We start from the raw sequence: 26,703 nt of genomic DNA on the forward strand, positions 1-26,703 counted from the left end.
ATCATGATGCATTACCTCTCAAAGAATTAAGAATTGATAATATACCATTAACACAACCTTTATTTATAGGTGTTAGATAGCTCTGAAACTCAGGTGTTATAAAAGAAAGTTTATCACTTTTCATATTAACAAATTGGTCTTTTAATTTGTTTTTGGGTAATACCTCATATATGAATAACCAATACTTATCAAAATCAACTGACTTTAAATCTTCAGCCTTCTTCTTAATTTTTCTTAAGCTTTGGCAATGTTTTTTCTTATATAAATACAACAATAGCATTGAAATACAATCCTCTCGTTTTAATATTTTTTTTGTGTAGTCTTTATTTAAATCGATATTGTATTTAATAGCAAGGTAGAGGACATAACTAGTTGCTTCAGGTATGCTTTTTTGAATGCTAAAATCATAGATATCATCTAAAAGTTCTTTTATTTGTGCCTTTTTATAATTGAACGGAACAATTACAAACTCATCTAGGTAAGGCAGTAAATAAGGATATAACAAAATTAAATGATGAAGTCTTTTAAAATAAAAAGCCTTAGCTTGATGTCCCAAATACTTACTTGAAATAATTTTGATTGAATAACTTAAAATTGCAGAGTTCTCCTTTTCCGATTTCATCAAATCAAGAGTTAAATCTAAAAAAGATTTCAACTCTGCTATCCGTAATACGTGCTTACCTTCTTTAGTTTTTATTTCTGGAAAATGAAATGCTTTAAGTTTACGAATCCAGGTTTCAGACAGCGCAAATGGTAAGGTTAATATTTCTGATTTTTTATGGTTTAATGATAATTCAAACTTTTTTAGTTCAGTTGACAAATCAATTAAAAACTGTTCTGCGTCGTTATATGTGCCAACGTAACAAGTATAGTCGTCTATGTATCTTGTAAAGCGATATCCTTTTTGCTCAAGTACGTAATCTACATTAACTAAAATAATTTCAGATATTATATTTGATGCATGAGGGCCAACTAAAATACCGTTAGTTTCATTATTTTTTATTTTTCTGGATAACTCATCATATTTATTAAACCATTCATTTTTAAACCTAGATTTAGATTTTAGTTTGGCTTGCTTTTTACCTATTAGTGCCCAAGGTATAGCATGTGAATATATACTAGGATAGCAATTTGAAATATCTGCTTTTACAATGTAATTACTTCTAATTAACAAGTCGTTTTCAGGAAACCCATCATCATCAAAGTTTTTATAGTTCATCTCAAATAAAGAATTTTTATTCATCATTTTTCTTAAATGAACCCTACTTATTTTATGAGTTTGATGCTCTGTTTTATCTTTAAAATAGTTTTGTGTGTTTGACCATTCCTTTGAAATTAAGGCACATAAATTAGCATAACCAAAAGGGTGTGGAATTGCTAAAATACGAGGTACATTAATATTTCTTATATTTTCATAGCTTATATAATCATATCCTATTTTAGCAAATGCAGGAGATTTATCAATGACATAATCATAAAAAGGTTTACTAGTTAAAAATGGTGGTATTTTATTTGGAAACATTCCATAACCTAATAAACCTTCTAATATTTCAGAATCTGAAAAATCTGCGATATGGTTGTAGTACGATTTCATAATTACACTCCTACCGTTTTAGTTACTCCCTGTGTCATTTTTGCTAATAACAAGCTTTGTAGGTCTTTGAGTTTTTGGGATTCTAAACTAGTTTTCCATCGACTATTTAATATCTCGGTAAACGGTGTTTTTAATAAAATATCTTTGGTAGGTTTGATAATTGATATTTTTTCAATTAACTCTTTGCTTAAATTGGGTTGAGCACCTCCAATTGCATCTTTTACAATTTCATCCCTGTTCACTCTTAAATGATAATATAGAAATGTAGAATGACTTTCATCTTCGCATATCATTGCGCAACAGGCTTGGTTTGTTGTCGCTTCAATTTTCAGATAACCGACCTGTCCTTTAGTATTTCCTTGACCATACATTGCTATTAAGACTGAATTTATTGGAAGTAATTTGGTAGAGCTGTTTTTAAGACCCAATGATGATATTGATTCTTCTGAGTTAATAATAACGCTATTTTTCAGTTCACCTGTTTTTATCCAAGAATAGTCATTGCTGTTCCAGTAGTCTATCTTACTTCTATTTGGTGTTGCTCCTGATTTCATATCTAATGAGAAACCCTTAACAGTTTCCGCACTCCACCCAACAGGAATCTCTTTATCCAATTCCTCATTGTATACCATTTTACCGCCAGAAGATTTGTAGCCTTTGGTGAAATCTATTTTATTGAGAGTTTCTAAAGAGACCTCTCGCTTCTCGCCTCTCGACTGCGCTCGAGGTGACGTGCTCGAGGTGACGTGCTCGAGGTGACAGTTAGGGTCTTCGACAAGCTCAGACTGACAGAGGTCTATGGGAAACTCGAAATCTACAAACCAATGTTTGTATAAGGCTTGGGCAGTTGCTTCTAGGTTTTGGTTAATTTGCTCATTGAGTTGTATACGGTTGGTTACCGTGTTGTACTCGTCTACGATTTGTTGTTGTTGTTCTATGGATGGAATAGGTAGCGTTACTTCGCAAAGTTCATCCCATTTAAATCCACCTCTAATAGCACTATCACATCTAAAGTCTGCATATCTATCAAACTCTGGGCGTCTAAACCACATCATTAAATATTCAGGTAATAATACGTTTTCATCTGTAACTTCAAATACCGTATAGGCTGGTGATACAATTACTGGTTCTTCTTCAGAATGTAAAACGACAGGCAACTTGTGAACTCTGATTACAGACATAAAATCACAAGCAAATTGATTTTTATAAACCAATTTATATTTAGATAAATCTACACCAACAATATTAGATGTTGACTTTCTAAACTCTTTAGACATACTTAAACCTCTTAAATCTTCAGTAATAATCGACTTATTCCTGTTATTAACAGGCTGTATGTAATCCCCAAGCATTTTATAACTCATAGCCCAATGCTTTAAACACGTTTTGTAATTCGGCTTTAGAGGCTTCCTCTTGTTCTAATAAGTCTTTAAGCTCGGTTTGTAAAGTTTGCATTTTGGTATGAAAATCGATATTTTCGTCTTGGTTTACAAACTCTATGTATTTACTAGGAACTAGGGAATAGTCTTTTTTAATGACTTCGTCTTTGGTTGCTGAGTAGCAGTATTCGGGTATATCTTTATAAACTTCTCGATACATCCCGACGTTTTCAGTCGGGACACTCGAAGTGACGGTATCGTTATTTGGGGCTACTGTTTGCCAAGTATGATAGGTTTTGGCAATGGCTTCTATTTGGGTGTTTGAAAATTGGATGTACTTTTTCTCAAAAGGTTCTCCCTGTTGGCGTAAGTCCATAAAGAGAATCTCTTCCTCACGATTGCGGTAGTGTCGCGTTTCGGTACCTTTGTTTACGGTTTTTTCGTTTTTGTTATTGTTTAAAATCCAAAGGGTTACAGAAATATCTGTAGTATAAAACATATTTCTTGGTAAAATAACAATGGCTTCTACGAGATTGTTTTCAATTAATTTTTTACGAATCTTATATTCATCACCACCACCAGAGAGCGCTCCATTGGCCAAGATAAAACCAGCCACACCATTAGTGGATAGTTTGCTTACCATATTCAAAATCCAACCATAATTAGCGTTACTTTTTGGTGGTACCTCGTAACCACGCCAACGTGGGTCGTCGGTGAGTTCGTTTTCGGCTCTCCAATCTTTTTGGTTAAAGGGTGGGTTTGCCATAATAAAGTCTGCCTTAAGGTCTGGGTGTTGGTCTGCACCAAACGTATCTGCTGCTTTTTCACCTAAATTGGCAGCAATACCACGAATGGCAAGGTTCATTTTTGCTAGCTTATAAGTGGTATTGGTATACTCTTGTCCGTACACAGAAACTTCCTTTTTGTTACCGTGATGGTTTTCTATAAACTTTATGGACTGTACAAACATACCACCAGAACCACAAGCTGGGTCGTAAATGATGCCTTGGTACGGTTCTATCATTTCGGCAATGAGGTTTACAATACTCTTTGGTGTGTAGAATTCTCCTTTTCCTTTGCCTTCTTTTATGGCAAACTTGGATAGGAAATATTCATACACACGCCCTACAATATCGTTTTGCTTATCTGCAATGGTATTGATTTCGCTTATCTTATCAATAAGTGATGCGAGTTTGGTTCTATCTAGACCTAAACGTGAAAAATAGTTATCTGGTAACGCACCTTTAAGTGCTGGATTGTTTTTTTCTATTTGATGTAATGCTGTGTCTATTTTTAGCGCCAAATCATCTTGTTTGGCATTGGCTTTTATGTAGCTCCAGCGACTTGTGTCTTGTAAAAAGAACACGTTTTTCATATTGTAGAAATCTTTCATTTCTACGTACTTTTCTTTGCCTTCAGCTATGAGCTCTTTTTTGCGTTCCTCAAACTTATCGCTTGCAAATTTTAGGAAGATTAAACCTAGTACAACGTGTTTGTATTCGCTAGGTTCTATAGAACCTCTTAGTTTATCGCAAGATTGCCACAGTGTTTCTTCTATGGACTTGGTTTTGGTTTGTTTAGACATTTAGTTAAAATTGTTTCATAAAGAAAGCGCCTCGTGGTGAGTCGCTATTAATTATTAAAGGAGATTAAAGATAGAAAATTAAGGTTGGATTAAACCCCTTTAGTTAATTATATTTTGGCTACTCATCCAATTCCAAAAACCACCATTAGTATTCCAAAAATTAAAGGCAATGCAACCAGCCACCAAACCAATACTGATGTGTTACTTCTAATTTTTTCTAATTTCTCAATTTGTAGTTGTTGCGCAAATAGTATTTCCTTAAGTGTTTCATGGTCATTAAAGCCAGCATACGTTTCAATAAACTTTATTCGCTTTGGTGTCATTTTAATTTTGTCTGACATTATTGAAAATTTAATTAATAACTTATTTCAAGATACAAAAATTCAAATAGGTGAATTTGAGGTTTTCCGTAAAGGCAAAGAGGTAGTTGAGATACTACCTCTTTAACATATTTTAATTTAAAATAAGAACTGTTTCAATAACTTTATCTTTGGTATTTATATTAACTTTTTGAATTTTGCCTTTTTCCAAATATTCTGTAACGCTTACAGCATCTTTTGTTGTTGACTCTAAATCAACTTTTACATATTGAGTATCGACACGCTTTAAGGAACCAGTTAAAGCATCAATTCCCCAACCGATAATTGAAATTCCATTTAAAATTGCAACTAAATTAAACTTACTGTCCATTATCACTACTCGTTCTTTATATCCATCTAGTTTAAAGTTTATATGATCATCTGCCTTAACCTTAATTTGTGTAGGCGTTGTACCCTTTTCAAAACCATTGACATAAACTTTAGCGCCTGATGGGTTAGATTCAAACAAAACATTTCTTTTAGCTCCTGTAAATATTGAAGCACAACTTGTGCATAAAATTAAAACAGACAAACTAGATACCACAAATAATTTTTTCATTTTTAGTTGATTTATAATTAATATAAACCAAAAGTAAATGGAGATATTAAGTTTACTTTACGGGTTTCCTCAATACCTAAAAAATTAATTATTTAAATATCGTAAGACTTTTAAAAGCTAATGCTGAAAACATCTGCCATTAGCATTTTTGGTTTTACGTTTACAGCGTTTGCCAGCCTTTGTTTTTCCTATGCATTGTGTTGCTACAGTTTTCTTTGAAGGTAAAGGATTAGGCGCAGTAGACTCAGTTAATGAATTATTATTTGTTGTTTTCTCTGGTGCATTCTGTTTTACTGAAGGCTTACACACCTTACAAGCTTTATAGCCTAACTGTATGGCTTGTTGAATGCTTAATTCTTTATGAGAATATTTTAAATAACGGCATGTTTTTTTGTGGTATTTCTCCCCTGTTTTAGTAATGTGTACTGTTTGGCTTAATACAGAAAATGAAGAAACCAAAAATAGAATAACGCAAATTGTTCTTATAGTTTTCATTCTTTTTTCTTTTTCTTTTTAGAACTTCTCCATTCCCATGGCGCCATTGCTTTTGAATCAATCCATAACCCAATTTTATCTTGTTTAGCTTTATCTTCTAAAGATTGTAAACTCTCATCATTAGAGTACTTAACAAAATGCCAAGCTAAACCTGCTTTGAGTAATTCTTCACTTAAATTTTTATCGTTATATAACACATAGGCAATGGCCCTACCGTATCGATCATTTTTAATTATTTTTATTTCAACTTGCTTATCAAATACAGCACTAGAGGTGAATTGTTTGGCTCTTTGTGAAAATGGTTGTTTGCTTTCAGGACAGTCTATATTTGCGACTCTCACTCTTATAAGTGTTGAGTCTTTGGTTAGTAGCTTAAATGTGTCGCCATCAGTAATTGCTACCACTCTACCTGTAAGTGTTTGAGCACTTAAAAAGGCACTTAGGAAACAAAATATTATCAAGTATAATAAAACTCTCAAAACGATTTAATTTGATGAAATATAGTATGTACTAGAGTATTGACCATATAAACTCTCATTTCCTGCAAAATTTCTAACTCCAGCCGCATTAACAGAAGCTGTTACCCGATACTCACCACTTTTAAAATTAACAGTTTTCTTTGTCCCTGGGGGAATATCAATTTTTTTTATTTCTGGACCACTATACCTTAATGTTAAAGTATATCGAGTATCATTAGTAATTTCCATATTAGATTCTTTGAAGTTTTTATCTCCCAACAATTGGGCTGGTGGAATTTCTCCATATTCTCCAGCAAAAATTTCATTTACCTCTAACAGGATAATTGTTTCTTCAATTTTTTCTTTTTCTGGATGATTGGGGTAGTCCTCAATAAATTTTTTCCAATTTTTAGAATCCTTTGCAGCTAAGGCATTTTGATATGCCTGTTCCTTATTTTTTTCTTTTAATTCCTTTACTCTTTGATTCGCCAAGTCCTGATGCGCCTTGTAACCATCTGACTCAAGATAATCTTCTAATTGGGCTAAATCTTCAGAATTAGATAGTATATCCGCTATTCTGCTATCTGCCAACTGACGAATATCAGGGTCGCTAACATTTTTAATCCAAATATTTATAGAATCAATACTTTTTGTATTGCTTATCTGTTTAACAAGCAGCTCTAAATTAAGATTTATCAATAGTTGATTAGCCTCTATAACCTCTTGATAGGTGCCAAAATTATTGATTATGATTGTTAGATTCTTTTTGGCTTCGTTATATTTTCCTTTCTCTATTAAAGCTCTTGATAAACTCAATAGGTTTTTAACTGAATCCTTTTCTTTTTCTAACATTTCTTCTGGATCAAACCTTTCTAATTCTTTTTCCTTTTTACATGAAAAAGTTAATACTAAAGAAAATCCTATAATACTAAAATATCGTAAACGCATCACTCTTTGAAATTTGAATATATATATAATTAAACATTACTACCGAAATTGCGTTGAAGCAAAACCAAAGTATGGAAAACAGAATAGAACTATTTATTTTCAATCCTAATTTCATAACAAATAAGGTCAAGAGGTAAGAGATGAGAAGCGCACAAACACTCACAAATAAAATCACCGAAGACCAACTTAACAACTCCACCACACTTGTTCCCTCATCGAGTTGATAAGTAATAATATTTAATAGCGTATCGAAGAGTATAAAAAACGATACGATTAAACTTGCATTCACTGAAATCAAATAAGGCAATTTTTTTCTAACAGCCTCATCTTCCAAACCTGAGGCTTTCAGACTTTTATAAAGGACTACCCTATTGACCAATATGATTGTGACCATATAGTAGAATAATACTAAAACGCCTAAGACATAAAACTTTTCTTGATTCATAATATTTTAGTTTAAATTTATATTCCAATATTGAACTTCACTTATTTCCTGAGGTATTTGTCCAATATTAAAGTTTTTTGATGTTGTTTCCCATAGATAGTATTTCTTGCCTTTGTATTCTTTATATAAGGCATTAGGACTATTAACATTCATCACAATACCCAGTAATGAATGTTTATATACTTCACTACCAAATATAGCTACATCAAAACCATAATGTTTTAAAATACAGAAAAGAAATAAGGTTCTTGTATCGCAATCTCCTTTAATATCTTTTAAAAACTCTGAAGGTGACTTTAATCCAAACTTCACATACCCTTGACATGGATTATTCAACAGTAAATCCCTCATAGTTTCATCTCTGTAATCATAAGGGTTACAGCTCATATCTAATATAGCATAGTACGGTATGCTTTGCACCATACTCACCACAACCTGAGGGAAATCTTTTTGGTTAATTTTATTACTTGATTTGACAGAATCTAAAGCATGAACTACATGGTAGAGAGCCTCTTCAGATTCTTGATATAAGCGTTTTAAAATTAGATTATAATCATTTTCAGTTCTTATTCTAGGTAAAGTCTCCTTTATTTGTTGTTCATACAAAACAAAATCACTATTTACTTTTAAATACGTTTCGTAGTGATTGTTCTTGAAATCCTTCCATCTAACATGATGGACATAATCCGTTGTTGAATTGTCTTTTTCCCTTTCAATTGTTTCCGGTTTAGGCTCAGTTCTTTTGTATTCTGACGAATCAAAACTGAAATTTGAAAGCATACTAAATAACCCAAATCCAATAAAAAAAATGAAAAGAACATTAAGGATATAACCAAACAAACTAAACAATTGAATACGTCTTGAAATAAAAGAGATTAGCCAAATGATAAAAATAACGCCGATTATATATAGAAGACTCCATCCTAAAGTCTGTATTAAAGCAGCTATAAAAAAGAAAAAGATAGCCGCATAAAACAAATACCCTATTATCATAAAGAGCGCAGAAATACCATCTCCCAAACTACCCCAAAACCCTTTGGAGTAATTTACTTTTCTATTGCTGTAACCACCTGAAGAATAAGATGTACTCGATTGAGGAGATAATAAACTATCCCAAAAGTCTCTCGAGGAGATATCTTTGGCTACATCTTTAACAACATTAGTGACATACGCTTTTTTGTCAGTCTTTATAAAGTTAGCAGAAAATTTGTAGTCCTTTTCTACCTCAATATCTACCTCATCAGAACTGAGCTCATTAAAATCTCCATCCCAACCATAAAAATGTGCATCTTTATCAGGAATCGCCTTTATTTTAACCTTCTCACCAATTTCATAGAATTCTTTTTTTGGTTCAATCAGAATTTTACCAGGTCCTACTGCCTTATCAAATAACTCATAGAAAGTGACTTTTTCAACCTCAGTCCTCGTTTTTTTCATCAAGCCATAAGCCTCTAAGACTATGGTTGAAAAAACTTTTAATCCATCCTTAGTCGTGTTTTTCCTATCGACTTTTAAATAGCCATTCTCTGAGACATACCTATCATCGCAGATTATTTTATCAAAATGGACACTATACCCTTTTGAACTGTCCTCTGGTAAGTAAACTGGAGTTTCTTTGGGTAATGATAGTGCAAAAACCCTATCTTTAGCAATACCTTCAGGTATATTAGGAGAAAGGAACTTTTCTTTAGCATTAAACTTTACTGACAATACATCGTTTACATCAAATACTTCACTTAAACCATCACTAATTCTTGTTCCCGATACTTTGAGTTCAAGAATTCCAGACACATAATGAAAGTCTTCAAAATCTATTTCAATTTCAATTACCTTCATTTAATAACCATTTAGAAAATTCACTCTCAGATGCCAGTTGGGGTTTAGAAATTTTTTGGGTATTGTATGGAGGGTCAGCATAAGGTGACTTATAGGTCAAAGTGAAGCTTGGAAATTTTTCTTTGATAATTGCATTATAGCTTTCCAAAAACTTATCATAATGCCATTCCAATAAATCTCTCTGTATGATTCGCTTATTTTTATAATAATTTGTATTAAAATCAATCTTAATCTTTAAAAAAACAGGTAGGGAAAAAAGAATTATGAATACTGCTGAAAAAAACCAAATATAAATTAAGTGTTTGTCCATAAGAATCATCTTTTCAATGAAAAAATTTCTTGAATATTGGTAATCCATAAATTGCTGAAGAGTTAAATCCTTATCTTCTTGGAATCTTATAATTTCATTTTTCAAATCATTATTTGATATATTCAATTCCTCTAATTCTTTAACTTTCATAGAATATTCAATATTCAAACTCTTGTTTTTTTCCTTGATAGATTCAATAATTTTCCCATTCATAAGTTTATTTACTTCATCAGAAAACAACATATATTCAATTGGTTGCGACACCACCAAGCCTAAGGCAAATAAAAAACCAAACCTTATAATGTATGAGGTAAAAATTTCAATTGACTTTCCTTTCTTGTGTGGCAATACGTCTTTAGTAACTGTGTAAAGAATGAACATATATAAAAACATTACTAAAACGGCAGTATAAAACCCAATTAAAAGTCCAACATAATAAGACTCAAGTAGCTTATAAAGTCCATAGGAAATGCTTATAAATGTGGTTATCATTACTGTTATAACCAGAATTCCTATTAAACTGAATTTGACTCTTACCGTTTTGTTACAGTTTTTAAGGATAAATGGGTCTTCACCAGCGAACCACCACAAAAATTTACTATATTCGAAAAACTTAAGACGCATTCATCAAGAGTATTTGATAAAATCATCAGGATTTTCGTCAATTTTCTTTTTCTCTGATTCCTCAAATTTTTCAATGGCATATTTTGTTATCCTCATTTGGGCATCATGAAATTCTTTTTGCTCTTGTATCAGCTTTTCAGCCTTTAGAAATCTAACCAATTCTCTTTGTACTCCTTCTTTATCTTCATAGTAATCTTCCTCTACATAAACTCCATTTTGAGCAAGCTCCAATGCTTTATAATTTTCCGACATATAGTCATATGGTGATTTAATTAACATTAACTTAAAGAAAATTGGTGTTAATTCAATAGCTAAAAAAAGTAATGTTAAAAACCAAGAAACAGCTGGGTATTCCTCTTCAGCAATTGTGATGCGTTCCGCAAGCCCATCTAAACCAGATAAACTAAAACTTAAGTTATCTATTTCCTTGTTTTTATCAGCAATATATTCTTTAATTTCTTTATTTAAATCTGCTATCAATGGTTCAAGATTTGAGCGCATCTTATCTCTTTCCTTTTGCCTATCTTGCATAATTAGGTCAAGCCTCTTTGCTTGCGGACCATACCCTCTGTTATTTTCTTGCGTCATTTCTGCGTTTAGATTCATTTCAGCTTGGGTAACCGCATCTTCAGATTTATCAATTTGCTTTTGGTACTCAGCAATCTTAGTATTCTTTTCAGCAATTCTAGCTGTATACTTATTTTCAATTCCTTTAATTGCCTCTTGCTTTAAACTTTCTTGTTTTACTTGAAGTTTGGCGTCTATTTCGCCTTTAAGAATTCTAATTTCTAAAGGCTTAGAGATAGATATGGCTATAATACACCCCATAATAATTCTTGGCAGTGCACTTTTAAATTCACCCCAAGTAATGGCTTCCGTTCCATCACCCTTGCCTGTACTTGTAACAATAAACCTATCAATATTATAAATAATCAGTCCCCAAATAACTCCAAAAAGAATTGCGATAAGCATTGTCCCAATATCAGTTGTTTCAGTAAATCCTGTAATATTATTAATAATGGTACTACCTTCGGTCATTGACCATAGGTCTGTAACATTAGATTGTTTTGGCTTAAATATCGTGTAAAACGCATAGCCTCCAGATAATCCTGCCATGATAGCAGTTGCTATCACTATCCCTCCAAGACAAAAATATTTAATTTGGTCACTGTATGTAGCTTGACTCAAGATGTAAGCGTCTCCTCCTGCTGCTTTCCAGAAAAGCTTCATGAATTTGGAGGGCTTTGGTGATTGGTAAGTTAGTTTATCCATATTGTTCAACTATTTCATTTAATGTATATTCTTTTTGTTCTAGATAAATATTATTGCTTAAGCAGATACTACGAAATCTAGTATGTTTCAAATCAAGTTTTTTTGAATATTCTAATCCACTTATACCCATATTTACCCCAAGGTTTAAAGCTCTTTTTCTACTTAAAAAAGAGGTTAATTTTCGTTTATAATAGAGATTCTTTACTTTATGAAAGTTGTAAATTTTTAAAGAGTGTATTTTAGGAGAATTGAAATTGATGAAATATTTAGGATTGACCTCAAGAAATAGAGTGTTTTTAAAAAAAATGTTTCTTAAATCAATTTTAACTTTGTTTGTCCCAGGGATAGTTGCTACAATATACAATTCTCTTTTTGGTACTTTTACATTGTTGATTTTAATTTGAATAACACCCTCAAAAATCAACTTAAGACTGAACAACTGCTTATTACAGGTATTATAATTATAAAATTGCCAATTAACTATTGTTGGCTTAGTTAAGTACTTAAAAAGGTTCTTTATCATAGATTTATGATTACTTTCTTTGAAAACACATAGATTATATATGAATATATTTGAGATATTATAAACCTTATAATAATTAAGATTAAAACCTAATAAACTAGTTAAACAGCTCTCATCTTTTTTTTCACAGTCTATATAATCAAACTTAGTAATGTTTAAAATAAATCCCTTACGGAATTCCGTAAACACCGATATAAAACACAAAAAAGCGCACCAAAAACATGATGCGCTTTTACTCCCTATATATTAATTTAATACAAACTAATAGTAAGACAAAGTTATAGTCAAAACACTGATAAGCGTTACTGTTATCCGTAACAGTCCTTAAATTAATCCTAAATCTTTAGTAATTGCTACTAAATGGATTGTATTATTGGCTTTAAATTGAACTTTTAATTTATTAAGTCTTTTTTCGATGGTACTTAAGCTATTGGGTGAAATATTTTTCGTTTTTAAATCTTCGCTAATATCATCTTGAGACCATCCTTTGGACAGAAGGTTGATAAGCTGAATATCAAACTCATCTATCTCCATATTAGCATTTGGGTGTAAGGCTCTGTCTACTTGTGGAGATAAAAACATCTTGCCTAAAGCTACAGATTTAATAGCTTCATATAATTCTTTAGAGCCATTACGATCTTTACAGACATATCCATTAACACCATATTGATTTACCAACAGCCTTACTTTTTGAAGCTGATCTTTCATGGAATATACTATGATGCTCATGTTTGGAAAGTCTTCTCTTACTTTTTGAATGAGATCTTCTCCATTTTCCAAATTAGCATTTCGATGATCTCTTTTAAAGGACAAATCGGTTATTAACAAATCAAATTCTGCAGTTTCTAGCTGAGCCTTTTTTAGTTTTAAATATGCTTCATCACAATACTGTGCACGTTCTATCACATTAACTCCAGCGCTTTTCAGTATTTGTGTTATACTAGAAAGAATTGCATCGTGATCGTCATTTATTAAAACTTTTTGAAACATTATGAAATATTTATTATTGCTTTAAATCCTTTATTTTCTTTGGATTCAAAAGTAATTGTTCCATTAATTGCTTGAATACGGTTTTCCGTATTTTCTAGTCCATTTCCTTTTTTTATAGTACAGCCCACTCCATTGTCGCTATATTTTATTTCAAGTTTACCCTTAGTTTCCAGAAATGAAATAACTACCAAAGAAGCCTTACTATGTTTTTTCATATTAATTAATAACTCTTGTAGCACCTTGTAAACTGTGATTTTATTTATTTCAGAGTATCCCTTCCATACAATGTCTTTTACACCTTTAATAATTACATTAGTATCAGTATCATTGTAACTATTCATTAACTCTATCAAACTATCTTCAAATGAGTTTTTCACATCTATGACACTGTGTTGTTTAGATATATCTCGTGCTTTATAGTATAAATTGTTTAACTCTTTTATCAGTTTACTTTTTTGTGAGTTCTCTTCCTGATTATCGAACTTTATCATTACTTGAAACACTTCATTTGCAATTTCATCATGGACTTGATTTGAAATGCGCGATTCAGTTTCGACAACCTGTAAGAGTTTGTCTTTGTTATGTTTTGTTTTTAGAAAAACGTATAAAATTAAAGATAGTAGTACTACACCAATAGCTACTAGAGAAGCAATAACGGTTTTTGACTTTTGTTTTTGTTCTTGTAACTGACTTAATAGTAGTTTTTTTTCAAAATTAGAATAATCATATTTGAGCAAAGCGAATTTATTTTTCGTCTCTTTTTCTGCTTTATTTATACTATCATTTACTTTTTTATATTGCGTAACATAAGGATCTTCATTTAATGTTATTAATAACCCTAAAGCATCTTGCCTGTAGGATGCCGACTTAATTTTTTCTGCTATTTCAAATGCTTTCAACGCATTTTCTTTAGCCAAACTACTATTGCCTGTATTAAAATAGTATTGTGCTAAATGTGTATAACTTTTATACTTAGAAACTGTATCTTTAACAGAGCTCCTCATTTTTAAAGCTTGCTTCATTAACCTTAATCCTTCATCAGTATTAGATAACTTTGAATTTATAAATCCTAAATTATCCATTACAAGCGCAATAGTTAAAGTATCGTCTATTCGCTTTGTTAAATCATAAGCCTTAGACAATGCTTGTTTAGCCTTATTAAAATCATTATGTTTTTTATAAGTATTAGAAATATTATTATAGACAATAGCACTATCTTTTGCATTTACCGACAACTCTAACACCCTATTATAAAGGCTTAAAGATTTCTTTTTATTTTGTTGCTCATAATAAAGCATTCCCAAAAGATTATAAAAGCTTTTTTGATAATGTATACGATTTGGAATAGTTGAATGCTTGTTCAAAACACCTATAGCTTTAACTGATATTTGCTCGCTTTCATCATAAGCTCCCAGTTTATAATTGATACTAGACAAATAATACATGCTATTTAATTGGCTAGGTATATCGTTTTTTAATTCAGCCTTTTTTAGTCTTTCATTGAAGAATTTATACGATTGAAATACATCTGTAGCGTTTTTGGGATAGAGAACTTTATTTTGGTAAAAATATAAGCTATCCTGTGCTTGTTGTGAAAAGCAAGAACTTAATCCAAGACATAAAAAGAGGAATGAAAATAGTATCTGTTTCATTCCTCTAAAATAACAACTTTTTTATTTAATCAACTGGGTCGATTGGAGGTGGTGGCGGTGGAGGTGGTGGCGGAATTTCGCCATTTTCACCACAACACGCTTGTGGGTTTACTTCTTCAGAAATACTCTCAAGATTGCAGCCATAAAATAGCATATTGACCCCAAGAACACATATTATTACATATACTTTTTTCATCTTGATACTCGTTAAAAATTAAACATAGGTGTTGCCCTCCGAGTTCTACTCGGATAGAATCTTTACGCAACACTACTCTCTGGGTAAAGAGGAGCTCTTCTCTTTAATTGGGAAGTGTGATTTTAAAACAGCAAGTATGTATTGTCTTCCCATGCAACACTATACTATACCATTCAAAATCAAGTAGAACTAAATTTCATAACCTTATATCAACTAAGGTTTTTCACTAATTCTACAGCAAATGAAAAAAGATTATATAAAGTTGACTGGAAACACTTTGGAAAGTTTTTAGAAACGTTTTTCCTTTAATTTTCCCAGTGAAATCTTTAATTTTAACATTACTAATTACCAACACATTATGTTAAAAAGTTTAATTATTGATGCTTTTAAAAAAGGGGAGAAACACTTAAAAAACCAAGGTATTGCCTCACCTACCAACACTGCTATTTCAGAATTTTTATCTACTTTTCTGACTGATGATTTTAAAACGCCAATTAGCTCAAAAACTTTAAGGAATTATTATAAAAGTGCACAAGACAGTTCTGAAAGAGATATAAGTATATCGCGCGCTGACGTCATTCAATCATTATGTGAATTTCTAAACTATGAGAGCTTTAAAGACTATTCTATACAACATAGGCTCAATGAAACGACATCCAATCGTTTTATTAAATCTAAAACGTATTGGGTAATTGGAGGTGTTGCTATTGGGTGTATTGTACTTCTCTTTCTATTTTTTTATAACAAGACTGAGCCAAGACTAATGGTATGGGATATAGACCACTATAAAGAAGTTAAACTTGATTTAGAACTATATGATTTAAAAGATTTAAAATACTACAAACAAGAACGTATCGATCATTTTAAAAAGGTTCTTCCGGATTGTAATTATGCTTTTTTTAATGATGATGGTAGTGTAAAAATTTGGTATGGAAAAAACCGTGCTAAACAATTAGAATATTTTACTGATTTGGGATTGCATCCTGAAACTGGTAAAACCCTAAAACCCATTACAAAATATATGATAAAAACTCATATTTGTGAATAGTCTAATCTTTTCTGAGTATCGCTATAAAAGGAAACCCCAAATTATAATTTGGGGTTTTTATTTGATATACTAATTTATTTCTCAAGCATTATCTTTTTCTGCCTCTTTGGGTAGTACAACTACGACATCTTGATAAGTAGGTGACTGACAATTCATACACGCCATTTGTTCTTCCTATTTGAGATGTATTAAAATCGTACGACACTCCAAATCTAAAATCAGTGTACTCTAAACCAAAAAACGCGTTTACTGAAGTTAACAAATGACTATTAGAGCTACTTCCATTTGGGTTTGAAACTGCAGTAATTGCAGCTAAAAACTGATTGACCTGAAACATTGCACCTAAATCTAAACGATTGTACTCGCCTTGTTGCATGTAATTGGTTGTCATCATTATACTATAATCGTTTAAAAAGGGAAAACGATAGGTCGCATGAAGTGAATAAAAAATATCTAACGGAAGATTTTCACCTTGTACAAAAGAAATATTAGGTCTATTAAGATGCTTTACGGAAGCCCCAAACCAATAGGCGATTCCGTTATGCTCTTCTTTTTCAAAAACAATTCCTGAAGAGATATCTAAAAAGAAGACGTTGTCATTATTTAATGCTAAAGGGTCTACTGATGTTGAGCTTACTGTTCCTGTATTTATATTGATTTGGTCAGCAAGTGTTAGGGAACTAAACCTAAAGTCTTTAAAACCTGCTCCTACCTCAACTGCAGGTCTAAAATACCAACCTCCATTAAGGTTAACTCTATGCGCATAATTGGCATTGATTTGATGGTGTGAATAATTGGTAAACGACTCGTGGTGTCTTAATCCACTGAGTCCAAAACCAAACCCTTGTCCTGAACCGTATTCTATAGATTTATTCCAAAAAAAGTACTGCGTGTTGATTTTTAAGTCCAAATTAGGCCATTGTGTTCTGTGCAACAATCCTAAATGGGTTCGACCGTTATCTTCAAACCCTGAAAACGCAGGGTTTAAAGTTTCTTGCACAAAAAATGATTGTGTAAAAATAGGATCTTGTGCAAGTGCAACATATCCAAATAAAAACAATAAAATAGTTAGTAGTGATTTTTTTATCCTCATTATAACGCTCTATTTAATAAATACAAATGCACCTTGTTTTGTAACCGTATCGCCATAAAATGTTTTGGCAGAAAAGGTGTAGTAATAGTTTCCGTTTTCGGCTTCTTCTTCTTTTACTTTTCCGTCCCAACCTCTAATATCGTCTCCAGACTCTGAGTAGATAAGGCTTCCCCAAGTATCATATATGTTAATTTCTAAGGTGTTTAAGCCTACATAAACAGGTCCAAAATAATCGTTTAAAGTATCTTCATTAGGTGTAAATGCATTAGGCATTATAAGTTTATAACCAGGTTCAACAATAAGCGTTATTGTATGGGTGTATACACATCCAAACGGATAGGTTACTGTTTGCGTAACCACATAGTTTCCTACTTCTAAATAGGTATGTGTTGGATTTTCTTCAGCTGAAAAATTGCCATCTCCAAAATCCCACAGAATGCTTTCAAAATCGCCAGTTGCAGTATTTGTAAACTGTATAGGATCGCTAATAGCATACACTCCATAGTTTTCAAACCCAAAAGACGTAGTCTCGAATCCTGGGTTTCCTAAAACTGGGATGTCTACATTAAAACTATAATTGGTTGTACAACCCTGACTATCTACAACTTCCAAAAGCACTAGTCCGTCAATATCAGTAGTCATTAATTCATTGTTTGCTCCACTTACTGTACCGCTTGACCAATTGTATTGAAATGGTGGCACTCCTCCACTTGCCATAGCTACAAATGTTTGGTTAACAGTTTGCGCTTCACAATCTACATCTGACTGTGTTTCGACTTGCAACTCTAGAGGTTCAAACCTAGTTACGTCCCAGCTTCCTTGAATTTCGCAACCATTAGCGTCAGTAACTATAACTGTGTAGGTATTTGGAGGTATGCTATCTAAATCTTCGGTAGTTGTACCATTAGACCACAACACATCAAATGGAGGCGTACCTCCTTGAATGAGTAAATTTATTGCACCACTGTTGGTATCATCACAATCAAGCGCATTAGTAATGTTGGCAGATAGTACCAAAGGATTGATATCAAAAATTGTAAAACTTTCTTGAATGACGCATGGTGTTCCGTCAGTAATAGTAACTGTATACGTCCCAGGTGCTAAATTATTACGCTCCACTCCTGCTGTTGGGTCGTCATTCCAATCGACCGTAACAGGGTCAATTCCTCCAACTAAATTTAAAGCTATACTTGCATCGTTTTCTCCTGCACACGACATTTGAGTAACAACAGGGTCTATTAGAAAAACTGGAGCTTCTTCAATTTCTATCGGAAAATCTCTTTGGCAGTTTTCAGCATCAGTAATTGTAATAGTATAAATTCCTGCAGAAAGGTTTGTTTGACTATTACCTGTACCAAAATTACTCCAAGCGATGTCGTAAGGCGGAACACCTCCTGAAATGTTATTAATAGTAATTGATGCATTATTATCGCCATAGCACTCTATTTCGGTAGTTGTTACATCAATATTTATTTCATCATTTTGAATAATCGAAACTTCTAAAACAGCAATACAGTTAGAACTATCTGTAACCGTTACTGTATACAAACCAGCAAATAAAGTATCAATATCTTGGTTAGTACTCGCATAACCGTTTGGTCCAACCCAAGAAAAAGTATAGTCTGGTCGACCACCTGAAGCTTCAATTGTAATAGCACCTGTATTATCTCCAAAACACAACACATTGGTTTGGTCTAGTAAACTTACCGTTAACAAAGGAGGTTCATCAATAACAAACTCTTGAGTTATTGGTCCACAGCTATTACCATCGGTTACTGTAACTTCGTACACTCCAGGACCTAAATTTGTTAGATCTTCATCCGTTGAAAAAGGACCTCCATTAAGCGTCCAGTTATAGGTGTAAGGCATTGTTCCTCCTGAAATATCAATACCTATTGACCCATCATTAGCACCAAAACATGATATTGTATCAGGATCAAAATTGACAGCACTAAACACAAGCTCATCTGGTTCAATAATTTCAAAAGTTTCGGTATAAGGACAACCTCCATCATCTTCTATGTTAAGCACATAAGTTCCTGCTTCTAGATTAAAAATATCTTCGTTAGTGCTTGTAAATCCGTTAGGTCCTGACCAATCGATATTATAAGGATTTCCTGTTGAAAAAGGCACACCTCCAACAATATCGATTTCTATTGACGCATTATTAGACTCAAAGCAGGTATTATTAATAACTGTTGTAGTTACAGAAATTGAAGGATTTACAGTAACTACCACTTCAAAATCTGCTCCCACACAATTCCCTGAAATAGGTGTAACTGTATAAGTTACAGTAGAAGGATTAACCGTTGTGTTTTCTAAAAATTGTGTTATTGAAGCTACAGGCGTTAACTGCTCAGAAGCACCAACACTGCTTCCTGCAGGAGTAACCGTTGGCGTAGACCAAGTATACATTGTATTTGCTGGTACTGTATCACCATTGGTAGCATCTGGATTGTGTACAAACGCGTTACCACTACAAATTAACACTGTTGCATCGCTAATATCTGGGGTTTCGTTAACAGTAATTTCAGCAACTGCAGAAATCAACTCAGAACAACCACCTGAATTAAACGTTATAATACAGTAATAAAATGTGGTTCCCACTGAAGACACATCAGGTAAATAACTTGCTGTTGTTGCTCCTGCAATAGCTGTTCCTGTTGTTGTGTCATTAACTGTATTTTCGTACCATTGGTATGTTGGAGTTCCTGTTCCGTCTATGTAAGCTACTTGAAGCGTTGCTGTTGTTTCTCCTAAGCATAATACATCAGACATTGGTTGAGTTGTAAATTGCGCGCCTGCACTAATTTCAACTTCTGCAGTATCACTTACTACCTCACAACCAGATACATCTTGCTGCACCACGCAGTAATAGTAAAACGTGCCTACAGTATCAACTGGTGGTGTGTAAGTGCTACTTGTTGCTCCTACAATTAGGGTTCCTCCTGTATTACTATTTACAGTATTTACATACCATTGATAACTCACTGTACCCAGACCTCCATTAGCAACAACTTCTAAATCTTGTACACTGGTATTTTGACATAAACTTTGAGATGCAATAGGTTGCGTTGTTACTACAGGGTCATCAACCACTACCACTTCTGCAACATCACTTACCAAACCTGCACATCCACTTGCTGTAAACGCAACCTCAACATAATAGTAATAATTTCCAGCTGATGTATATGCAGGAGGTGTATAATTTGCCATTGTTGCACCTGCAATTGGTGTTCCTCCTGTTGTACTACTAGTAGTGTTACTAAACCATTGGTATGAAATCGTTCCTGTTCCTCCTGAAGTGACTACAGACAACTCATCTGCTAGACCACCAACACAAACAGATTGCGTAGCAATAGGCTCAATATCAATTTGAGAGGTATTAACTACTTCAACCAGAGCTGCATTAGACGTTATTTCATTACAACCACCAGTTGAAAACGTAATTACGACATAATAATACACCTCTCCAACAGTATCTGTTGGTGGTGTATATGTTGCTGAAGTTGCACCTGCAATAGGTGTTCCTGTTGTAGTATCGTTAACCGTATTTTGATACCATTGATAGTTTGGTGTTCCTGTTCCTTGAATGGTTACCGACAAATCATCAGGTGTTCCATTTAAACATACCGAATTTGGTATGGGTTGATTTGTGATTAATGGTGCTGGTTCTACAGTAATTTCAAAATTTACTGGAGCTCCATTACAACCATTAATATCAGGTGTTACTGTATAAATAAGAATGATTGGATTAGCTGTGTTATTTACAAGTGTTTGAGCAGGAATTACATCGGAAGTTCCTGATGGCACATATCCTGTTAAACCTGCAGGATTGTTTGACACCCAACTGTATGTTGTTGCACTATTATCAGACGTTAAGTTAATAGCTGCAGTTTCGACTCCAGAACAAATGGATTGCGTTACATTGGTATTTGTAATTGTAGGTGTTTCATTAACCGAAAAATCTTGAGTTACTGTTGTTGTACCACAACTATTAGTAACACTGAATGTTATTGTGTAGTTACCTATTGTATTATAAACAATGGTTCCTGGGTTGAGTGTATTGGATGTTGCAGGAACACCTCCAGGAAAACTCCAACTGTAAGTGACCGTTTCAGATGCTGGAGCACAAGATACAACCGTTGCTACAGGGTTTACAGAAGCTGTACCACAACTATCAGCAACTGGATTTAAGGTCGCTGTTGGAGGTTGTTTAACTTCAACTATTTCAGAAATTGTGCTACTACCACAAGCATTAGTTGCAGTTAGTGTTATTGTATATATTCCTGCATTATCAAATTGGAACGATGGGCTTTCAGAATTTTCATCTGTACCATTAGTAAAGCTCCAAGATTCAGTAGTGCCACAGAACTCAGGTGTATAAGCTATTTCCCATAAATACGTTTCAGCACTACAAGTCATAGATGTATCTGTAGTGTTTGTAGCCGCTACTATAAATGGAGCACAACCATTATTAGCATCTAATGTAAAGTCGGCTACCAGTTCTGGTTCTACACAAATGGTTTTGATTATTTCATCGGTTTCACCACAAAAATTTTCGGCATATAAAGTAATGTTATAAGTTCCTGCTGCAGTGTAAGTGTGCGACGGATTTTCATCAGTAGACGTATTGCCATCTCCAAAATCCCAATAATATAAAGAGTTTGTCGTACAGTTTTGATTATATCCTCCTGTTGTTAAATTAGTAAATTGAACAGGTACATCTACACAAGCAGGCGATTCAAATTCAAAATCTACATCAGGCTTACTTAATATAATAATTGGTCCTGCTGTTAAATCGGTTTGTCCACAAGAGGTCACAATACTCAAAAAGACTGTATAGTTTGGACTTGGACAATTAGATTCAGTATAGGTATGTGGTATTGGATAATTTTGTGATGCAGCAGGATTTGAGGCATTATAATATGTTGATGCTTCTAACTGTGTTTGCGTGTAAGTAACTTGAGTGCCATCTCCATAATTAACATAGTATACAGTGTCTGGTGGGTTAATTCCCCAAGACCCAATAGCAAAATCTATTGGAGACACAGGCAAACAAAGGTTTACTGTATTACCAGGAATTTCAATCGCTCCTACTGGATTACTTGAGTTTTTAATTAAAATCGTTTCGGTATTTACACATCCTGTATCGCTATAACCAGTAACAACCATATTAAAAGACCCTAACTCTAAATAAGTATGCGAAAGCGGAAACGTCACGTTAGTTTCTGTTGTGCCATCTCCCCAATCAATGTCATAAGATACGATACAGCTATCTGAAGGTGAGGTATTCCCCACGTTTACAGTATATTCTGGATCTGATGTGTTATTTCCACAATTATCAAAAGGTGGACTAAATTGTGCATCTAAATCTTCAAAACTCATATTTGGTTTTTGTTCAACACTAATGGTTTTAGAAATAGACGCTGTACACCCATTAGTATCGGTTACAGTAAGAGTTGCTGAAAAAGTAGAAAACCCACAACCTTCAGCTACATATTCGTGAGATGGATTTTGGTCAGTTGAAGAATCTCCATCTCCAAAAGCCCAATCGTAAGTATAAGGTCCATTTCCTGTTACATTAGGCGTAAATACAACAGGTGTTCCTGAGCAAGCTCCATTATTACTAAATGTAAAATCTACTGTAGGAGGTGTCCCGACAACTATTGTTACTGTGCCATTTTCGTTAGTTGTGTCTCCATTAGCATCAGTCAATGAGATTAACTCATAAACAAACGTTCCTGCTGTTGCTGTACTTGCATTAAGAGCTACCGAATTATTGCTACCAGTTGTAGAAACCGTTAAAGACGCTCCACCATTTATAGTATATGTAAAGGTATAAGGTGTAGTTCCATTAGAGCCTGTAAATGTAACTTGCGGATTAGGACTATCGTTAAGACACACTTCAGCATCTCCATCAATAGTAGCGTTTGGCATCATTGCATTGTTTAAACTAATTAAATCTTTATTGTACAGTGACTGTGTAAAAACGTCTTTATTCATATTAAAGACGCTAAATAAACAACACACTATGCAAAGCGCTATTGCAAGTAAACGGAATGTATTTTTGTTCATAAGCAAATGATATTAAATGGCTTAGAAAAAATAAATGTAGTTAAATTCTTATTAAATTAACATTTGTTGTATATTAATTTTAAGTCAATTCAACACTTTGACTATAGGTTTAATTTTTAAATTCTCACAAAACGTTTTTCGGTATCGCTATATTCAAATTCATAAATATCATACTTACCATGATTAGAATCTTTTTCAAGCTTTTAGGCCACAATCATTTTATGTCCATCGCTTCTTAGGTTAATCATACCGTGTCTTGTTAAGTAAGAATTAATCTCTTTATATTTTTTTGTGGCATCCTCTTTAAGCGCCTTAATAGCTTGTTCATTTTCGGGTGTATCTACAAAATTATTGAGTAAGTTTTCATAATCTTTTTGAGCTCGCTCCAATGTTTGGTATTTTAAAACCAGTTCTGGTATTGTAGCTGTTGAGAACTCTTTATTGGATCTAGCCAACTCAGTACTAAAAATCAAAGGTTTTTTACTATATCCTGTTTTTCCTATTGCACCTAAAGTATCAGGTCTTGGATGACTATAGTTTTCATCGTCACCACTAGAGATTACAGTTCCTAATGCATTAATATGCTCTAAAAATTCATAATTGAACAAATGACTTCCATGGTGGCACGCTTTTGCAATATCAACTTGAAGTTTATTAGACGCTTCATCACCCAAACATGCATTAATATACTCGCCAGCTTCTTCATTTATATCGCCACCTAATAGCACTTTGAGCTTTTTGTACTTTAGTTTTAATAATACTGAATGTCCGTTTTTGGTTTTTCCTTGACTACCAAAGTATGGTAATGCTTTTTTACCGTCAATATTTGTAAGAATTGGACTTAACACTTCTAATGAAAAACTTGTATCAGAACCATCACCTACTATAAATCCGTCATTACTATTTAACCCTATAAACTCTGGGTCTTGTAGTTGATTGAGTGTTTTAAAAATAGTTTTACAATATTGCGAACCACTACCGCTTAAGTTTTCGTCATCACTCAATACACTTTTTACTTCATTATCTGAAAACAGCAACGTCGTTATGTAATCTTTACCATCAGAAAGTTCTTCTTTTATGCCTAATTGAGTGTTCCAGCCTTTATCAATACGCTTTGGTCTTTGAACTATGCCACTGTGATAAATTTTATCAAACTCAACCGCTGGAGCTTCAAAAATTTGTGAAAACCCTAAAAAATGATCATTATCAGGATGGCTCAACAATGCTTTAAATTTAAAGGGCAACGCTGTGTTTTTATCTAAGTTAAATCGCCAATACAAATAGCGATACATATTATCGCCTTTACCAGCATCGATAAGATAATGTTCATCATTAGGAGTGATTAAATGACACCCATCGCCTTGACCTATATCTACAAAATTGACTTCTAGAACACGCTCTTTTTGAAGATCATTAATGTGTATCCAACCTAATTTATTTCTTGATTTTACTTTAACATGATTATTAACAACTTCTAAATCGACTATACTTATATAATCACCAAAAAGAAGGTGCTGTGTCCATTTTCCATCCTCATTTTCATCAGGATAAATTTTCGCATCCGGAAACGCTGCAAAAGAATAATTGGAGTTATTTTTTACATTATACTTTGAAGTATCTAATTGAGCCATAATTAATATTTTAGAGTTAAAAAATGAAGTTAACTAAACTCCATGCTATTAACTCATCATTTAAAATGACTATTAGTATATAGGGAAGGGATTATAAATTTACAAAAATCTTTTTAAGCTCCTAGTTTTGCAGATTAATTAAGTATTAAATTATCAAATCACGTTAGTATTTTAACTCAATTTCGCACTTTAATACAGTTTAACAAACCTACTCTACACTACTGATTGACAAATAATTACCCTCTTGATAATCATCGTGTAAAATTGCATTTTATCGAAGAATAGTTTTTCTCTATTTTTTTTAACAACCGTCAAAGTATAAATAAGCATTTCAACGAGTATTTTTCGTGTAAGGTTATATTGACAATAAATTTGGCCATTCCCTTTTATTTATACAATTAATAGCTATTTAACAACTAAACAATTAGCCCCATTTATTAAAACAAAGACACATAGTTTATACAAATTATAGCTAAAATGAAAAAATATTTACTTCGCATCATTGCAATTGTAATTGCTTTGATTTCTAATTTAAGCATTGGTCAATCCAACATATACGAGAGTTATTTAATACTAGATACCAACAGTTCTGGAAACACCTATTATGATTTACAAGCAAATACAGGAAACCTAGATTTTGATGGTTTAAATCTTGGAACTTTTACCTCATCAAATAGTTTAATACTTAAAGGTGCTCAAAATCAAACTTATAAATGCTTTAGCGATAATATTTTAAATAGCTGGTTGGACTACAGGGTTTATTTGATAAGTGATGCTCCTTCAGCTTTTATTCCTCACGAAATTTTATTTAACACTGATGACGGAACCTCTAATCATTGTGGCGGAAACAGTATAGATCAAACTTGGGAATCTTCAGGTGCTAATATTAATATTTTAAACGGATTACCTTCAGGTGATTATTACCTTGAAGTTTATACTAGGTCAGAATTCGATACAAATAGTGACAATATTCCTGATGGAACTCACTACGCTAGTAATGGAGGTGCTAACTACAGAGCTACTTTTAGAGCAGATAATCCGCCAACAGCTAACTGTATTACTACACTAACAGTTTATCTAGACGCTACAGGTAACGCATCAATAAACACTACTGATATTAATAATGGTTCTATTGATGACTTTGACACGCCTATTTTATCAATTGATGTCAACTCATTTGACTGTTCCAATATTGGAAGCCCTGTAATAGTTACCTTGACCGCTGAAGATTCTTTAGGTCAGACTGACACTTGCACTACAACAGTAACAGTTGTGGACACTATCAATCCTGATACACCTGCATTAACAGATATAACTGCTGAGTGTAATGCTACTGTTACAGCTCCAACTACAACCGATAACTGTGGTGCTACCATAACAGGAACAACTTCTGACGCAACAACATTTAATACTCAAGGAACGTATACTATAACTTGGAATTTTGATGATGGTAATGGAAATGATATAGATGTTATACAAAACATAGAAATCGATGATGTTACTGCTCCTATTCCTGATTTAGCGACGCTTGCCGATGTAACGGATCAATGTGAAGTGACTGCTTTAACACCTCCTTCGGCTACTGATAACTGTGGTGGCTCTGTTACGGTAACGCATGATGCCACTTT

General features: G+C 33.1%; 20 protein-coding genes. 2 read left to right on the top strand and 18 right to left on the bottom strand.

The features are described from left to right. Position 1: 1 nt before the first annotated feature. From OD803_RS13465 to OD803_RS13535, 15 genes are all read right to left on the bottom strand, one after another. Positions 2-1,594, bottom strand: coding sequence for an RNA-directed DNA polymerase (locus OD803_RS13465; protein WP_262733856.1), 1,593 nt, complete (start codon positions 1,592-1,594; stop codon positions 2-4). Positions 1,595-1,596: 2 nt separating this feature from the next. After that, positions 1,597-2,946, bottom strand: a complete 1,350-nt coding sequence (locus OD803_RS13470) for a restriction endonuclease subunit S (RefSeq protein WP_262733857.1) — start codon at positions 2,944-2,946, stop codon at positions 1,597-1,599. 1 nt (position 2,947) lies between these two features. After that, positions 2,948-4,558, bottom strand: coding sequence for a type I restriction-modification system subunit M (locus OD803_RS13475; RefSeq protein WP_262733859.1), 1,611 nt, complete (start codon positions 4,556-4,558; stop codon positions 2,948-2,950). Positions 4,559-4,680: 122 nt separating this feature from the next. Continuing rightward, the gene (locus OD803_RS13480) at positions 4,681-4,899 is read right to left on the bottom strand and encodes a hypothetical protein (RefSeq protein WP_262733861.1); all 219 of its coding nucleotides are present in this window, start codon (positions 4,897-4,899) and stop codon (positions 4,681-4,683) included. Between the two features lie 112 nt (positions 4,900-5,011). Continuing rightward, the gene (locus tag OD803_RS13485) at positions 5,012-5,476 is read right to left on the bottom strand and encodes a PEGA domain-containing protein (RefSeq protein ID WP_129761719.1); all 465 of its coding nucleotides are present in this window, start codon (positions 5,474-5,476) and stop codon (positions 5,012-5,014) included. 117 nt (positions 5,477-5,593) lie between these two features. Continuing rightward, positions 5,594-5,971, bottom strand: coding sequence for a hypothetical protein (locus OD803_RS13490; RefSeq protein WP_262733863.1), 378 nt, complete (start codon positions 5,969-5,971; stop codon positions 5,594-5,596). After that, positions 5,968-6,450 carry a thermonuclease family protein gene (locus OD803_RS13495; RefSeq protein WP_262733864.1) on the bottom strand — a complete coding sequence of 161 codons (483 nt, stop codon included), beginning with the start codon at positions 6,448-6,450 and terminating at the stop codon, positions 5,968-5,970. The genes OD803_RS13490 and OD803_RS13495 overlap by 4 nt, the downstream gene beginning before the upstream one ends. Before the next feature lie 6 nt (positions 6,451-6,456). After that, the gene (locus OD803_RS13500) at positions 6,457-7,380 is read right to left on the bottom strand and encodes a hypothetical protein (RefSeq protein WP_262733865.1); all 924 of its coding nucleotides are present in this window, start codon (positions 7,378-7,380) and stop codon (positions 6,457-6,459) included. Continuing rightward, complete coding sequence (locus OD803_RS13505) at positions 7,358-7,822, bottom strand: hypothetical protein (protein WP_262733867.1); 465 nt, start codon at positions 7,820-7,822, stop codon at positions 7,358-7,360. Before OD803_RS13505 ends, OD803_RS13500 begins: the two co-directional genes overlap by 23 nt. Before the next feature lie 6 nt (positions 7,823-7,828). Continuing rightward, positions 7,829-9,658: a hypothetical protein gene (locus OD803_RS13510; protein ID WP_262733869.1), complete on the bottom strand. Its 1,830-nt coding sequence runs from the start codon at positions 9,656-9,658 to the stop codon at positions 7,829-7,831. Continuing rightward, on the bottom strand, positions 9,645-10,592 hold the full coding sequence (locus OD803_RS13515) for a DUF4407 domain-containing protein (protein ID WP_262733871.1): 948 nt from the start codon (positions 10,590-10,592) through the stop codon (positions 9,645-9,647). The genes OD803_RS13510 and OD803_RS13515 overlap by 14 nt, the downstream gene beginning before the upstream one ends. A gap of 3 nt (positions 10,593-10,595) precedes the next feature. After that, positions 10,596-11,864 carry a DUF4407 domain-containing protein gene (locus OD803_RS13520; protein WP_262733873.1) on the bottom strand — a complete coding sequence of 423 codons (1,269 nt, stop codon included), beginning with the start codon at positions 11,862-11,864 and terminating at the stop codon, positions 10,596-10,598. Then, entirely contained in the window at positions 11,857-12,387 is a 531-nt protein-coding gene (locus OD803_RS13525; RefSeq protein WP_262733875.1) for a hypothetical protein, read from the bottom strand. Before OD803_RS13525 ends, OD803_RS13520 begins: the two co-directional genes overlap by 8 nt. 324 nt (positions 12,388-12,711) lie before the next feature. After that, on the bottom strand, positions 12,712-13,377 hold the full coding sequence (locus tag OD803_RS13530) for a response regulator transcription factor (protein ID WP_262733876.1): 666 nt from the start codon (positions 13,375-13,377) through the stop codon (positions 12,712-12,714). After that, positions 13,377-15,029, bottom strand: coding sequence for a tetratricopeptide repeat-containing sensor histidine kinase (locus tag OD803_RS13535; protein WP_262733877.1), 1,653 nt, complete (start codon positions 15,027-15,029; stop codon positions 13,377-13,379). The genes OD803_RS13530 and OD803_RS13535 overlap by 1 nt, the downstream gene beginning before the upstream one ends. Positions 15,030-15,583: 554 nt before the next feature. Here OD803_RS13535 and OD803_RS13540 point away from each other — a divergent pair. After that, positions 15,584-16,273, top strand: coding sequence for a hypothetical protein (locus tag OD803_RS13540; RefSeq protein WP_262733879.1), 690 nt, complete (start codon positions 15,584-15,586; stop codon positions 16,271-16,273). Positions 16,274-16,361: 88 nt separating this feature from the next. Here the strand turns inward: OD803_RS13540 and OD803_RS13545 are convergent, their stop codons facing one another. The 3 genes from OD803_RS13545 to OD803_RS13565 form a co-directional block, all read right to left on the bottom strand. Further along, positions 16,362-17,366: a PorP/SprF family type IX secretion system membrane protein gene (locus OD803_RS13545; protein ID WP_262733881.1), complete on the bottom strand. Its 1,005-nt coding sequence runs from the start codon at positions 17,364-17,366 to the stop codon at positions 16,362-16,364. A gap of 9 nt (positions 17,367-17,375) precedes the next feature. Further along, on the bottom strand, positions 17,376-23,372 hold the full coding sequence (locus tag OD803_RS13560) for a PKD domain-containing protein (protein ID WP_269468245.1): 5,997 nt from the start codon (positions 23,370-23,372) through the stop codon (positions 17,376-17,378). Positions 23,373-23,647: 275 nt separating this feature from the next. After that, entirely contained in the window at positions 23,648-25,075 is a 1,428-nt protein-coding gene (locus OD803_RS13565; RefSeq protein ID WP_262733883.1) for a hypothetical protein, read from the bottom strand. Between the two features lie 477 nt (positions 25,076-25,552). Between OD803_RS13565 and OD803_RS13570 the strand changes: the two genes are divergently transcribed. After that, positions 25,553-26,703 (top strand): HYR-like domain-containing protein (locus OD803_RS13570; protein ID WP_442899865.1); only part of this gene is annotated, 1,151 nt, incomplete at its 3' end.

Origin of the sequence: Gaetbulibacter sp. NE (genome assembly GCF_025548475.1) — a bacterium.
GTDB classification, from domain to species: Bacteria; Bacteroidota; Bacteroidia; order Flavobacteriales; family Flavobacteriaceae; genus Gaetbulibacter_B; species Gaetbulibacter_B jejuensis.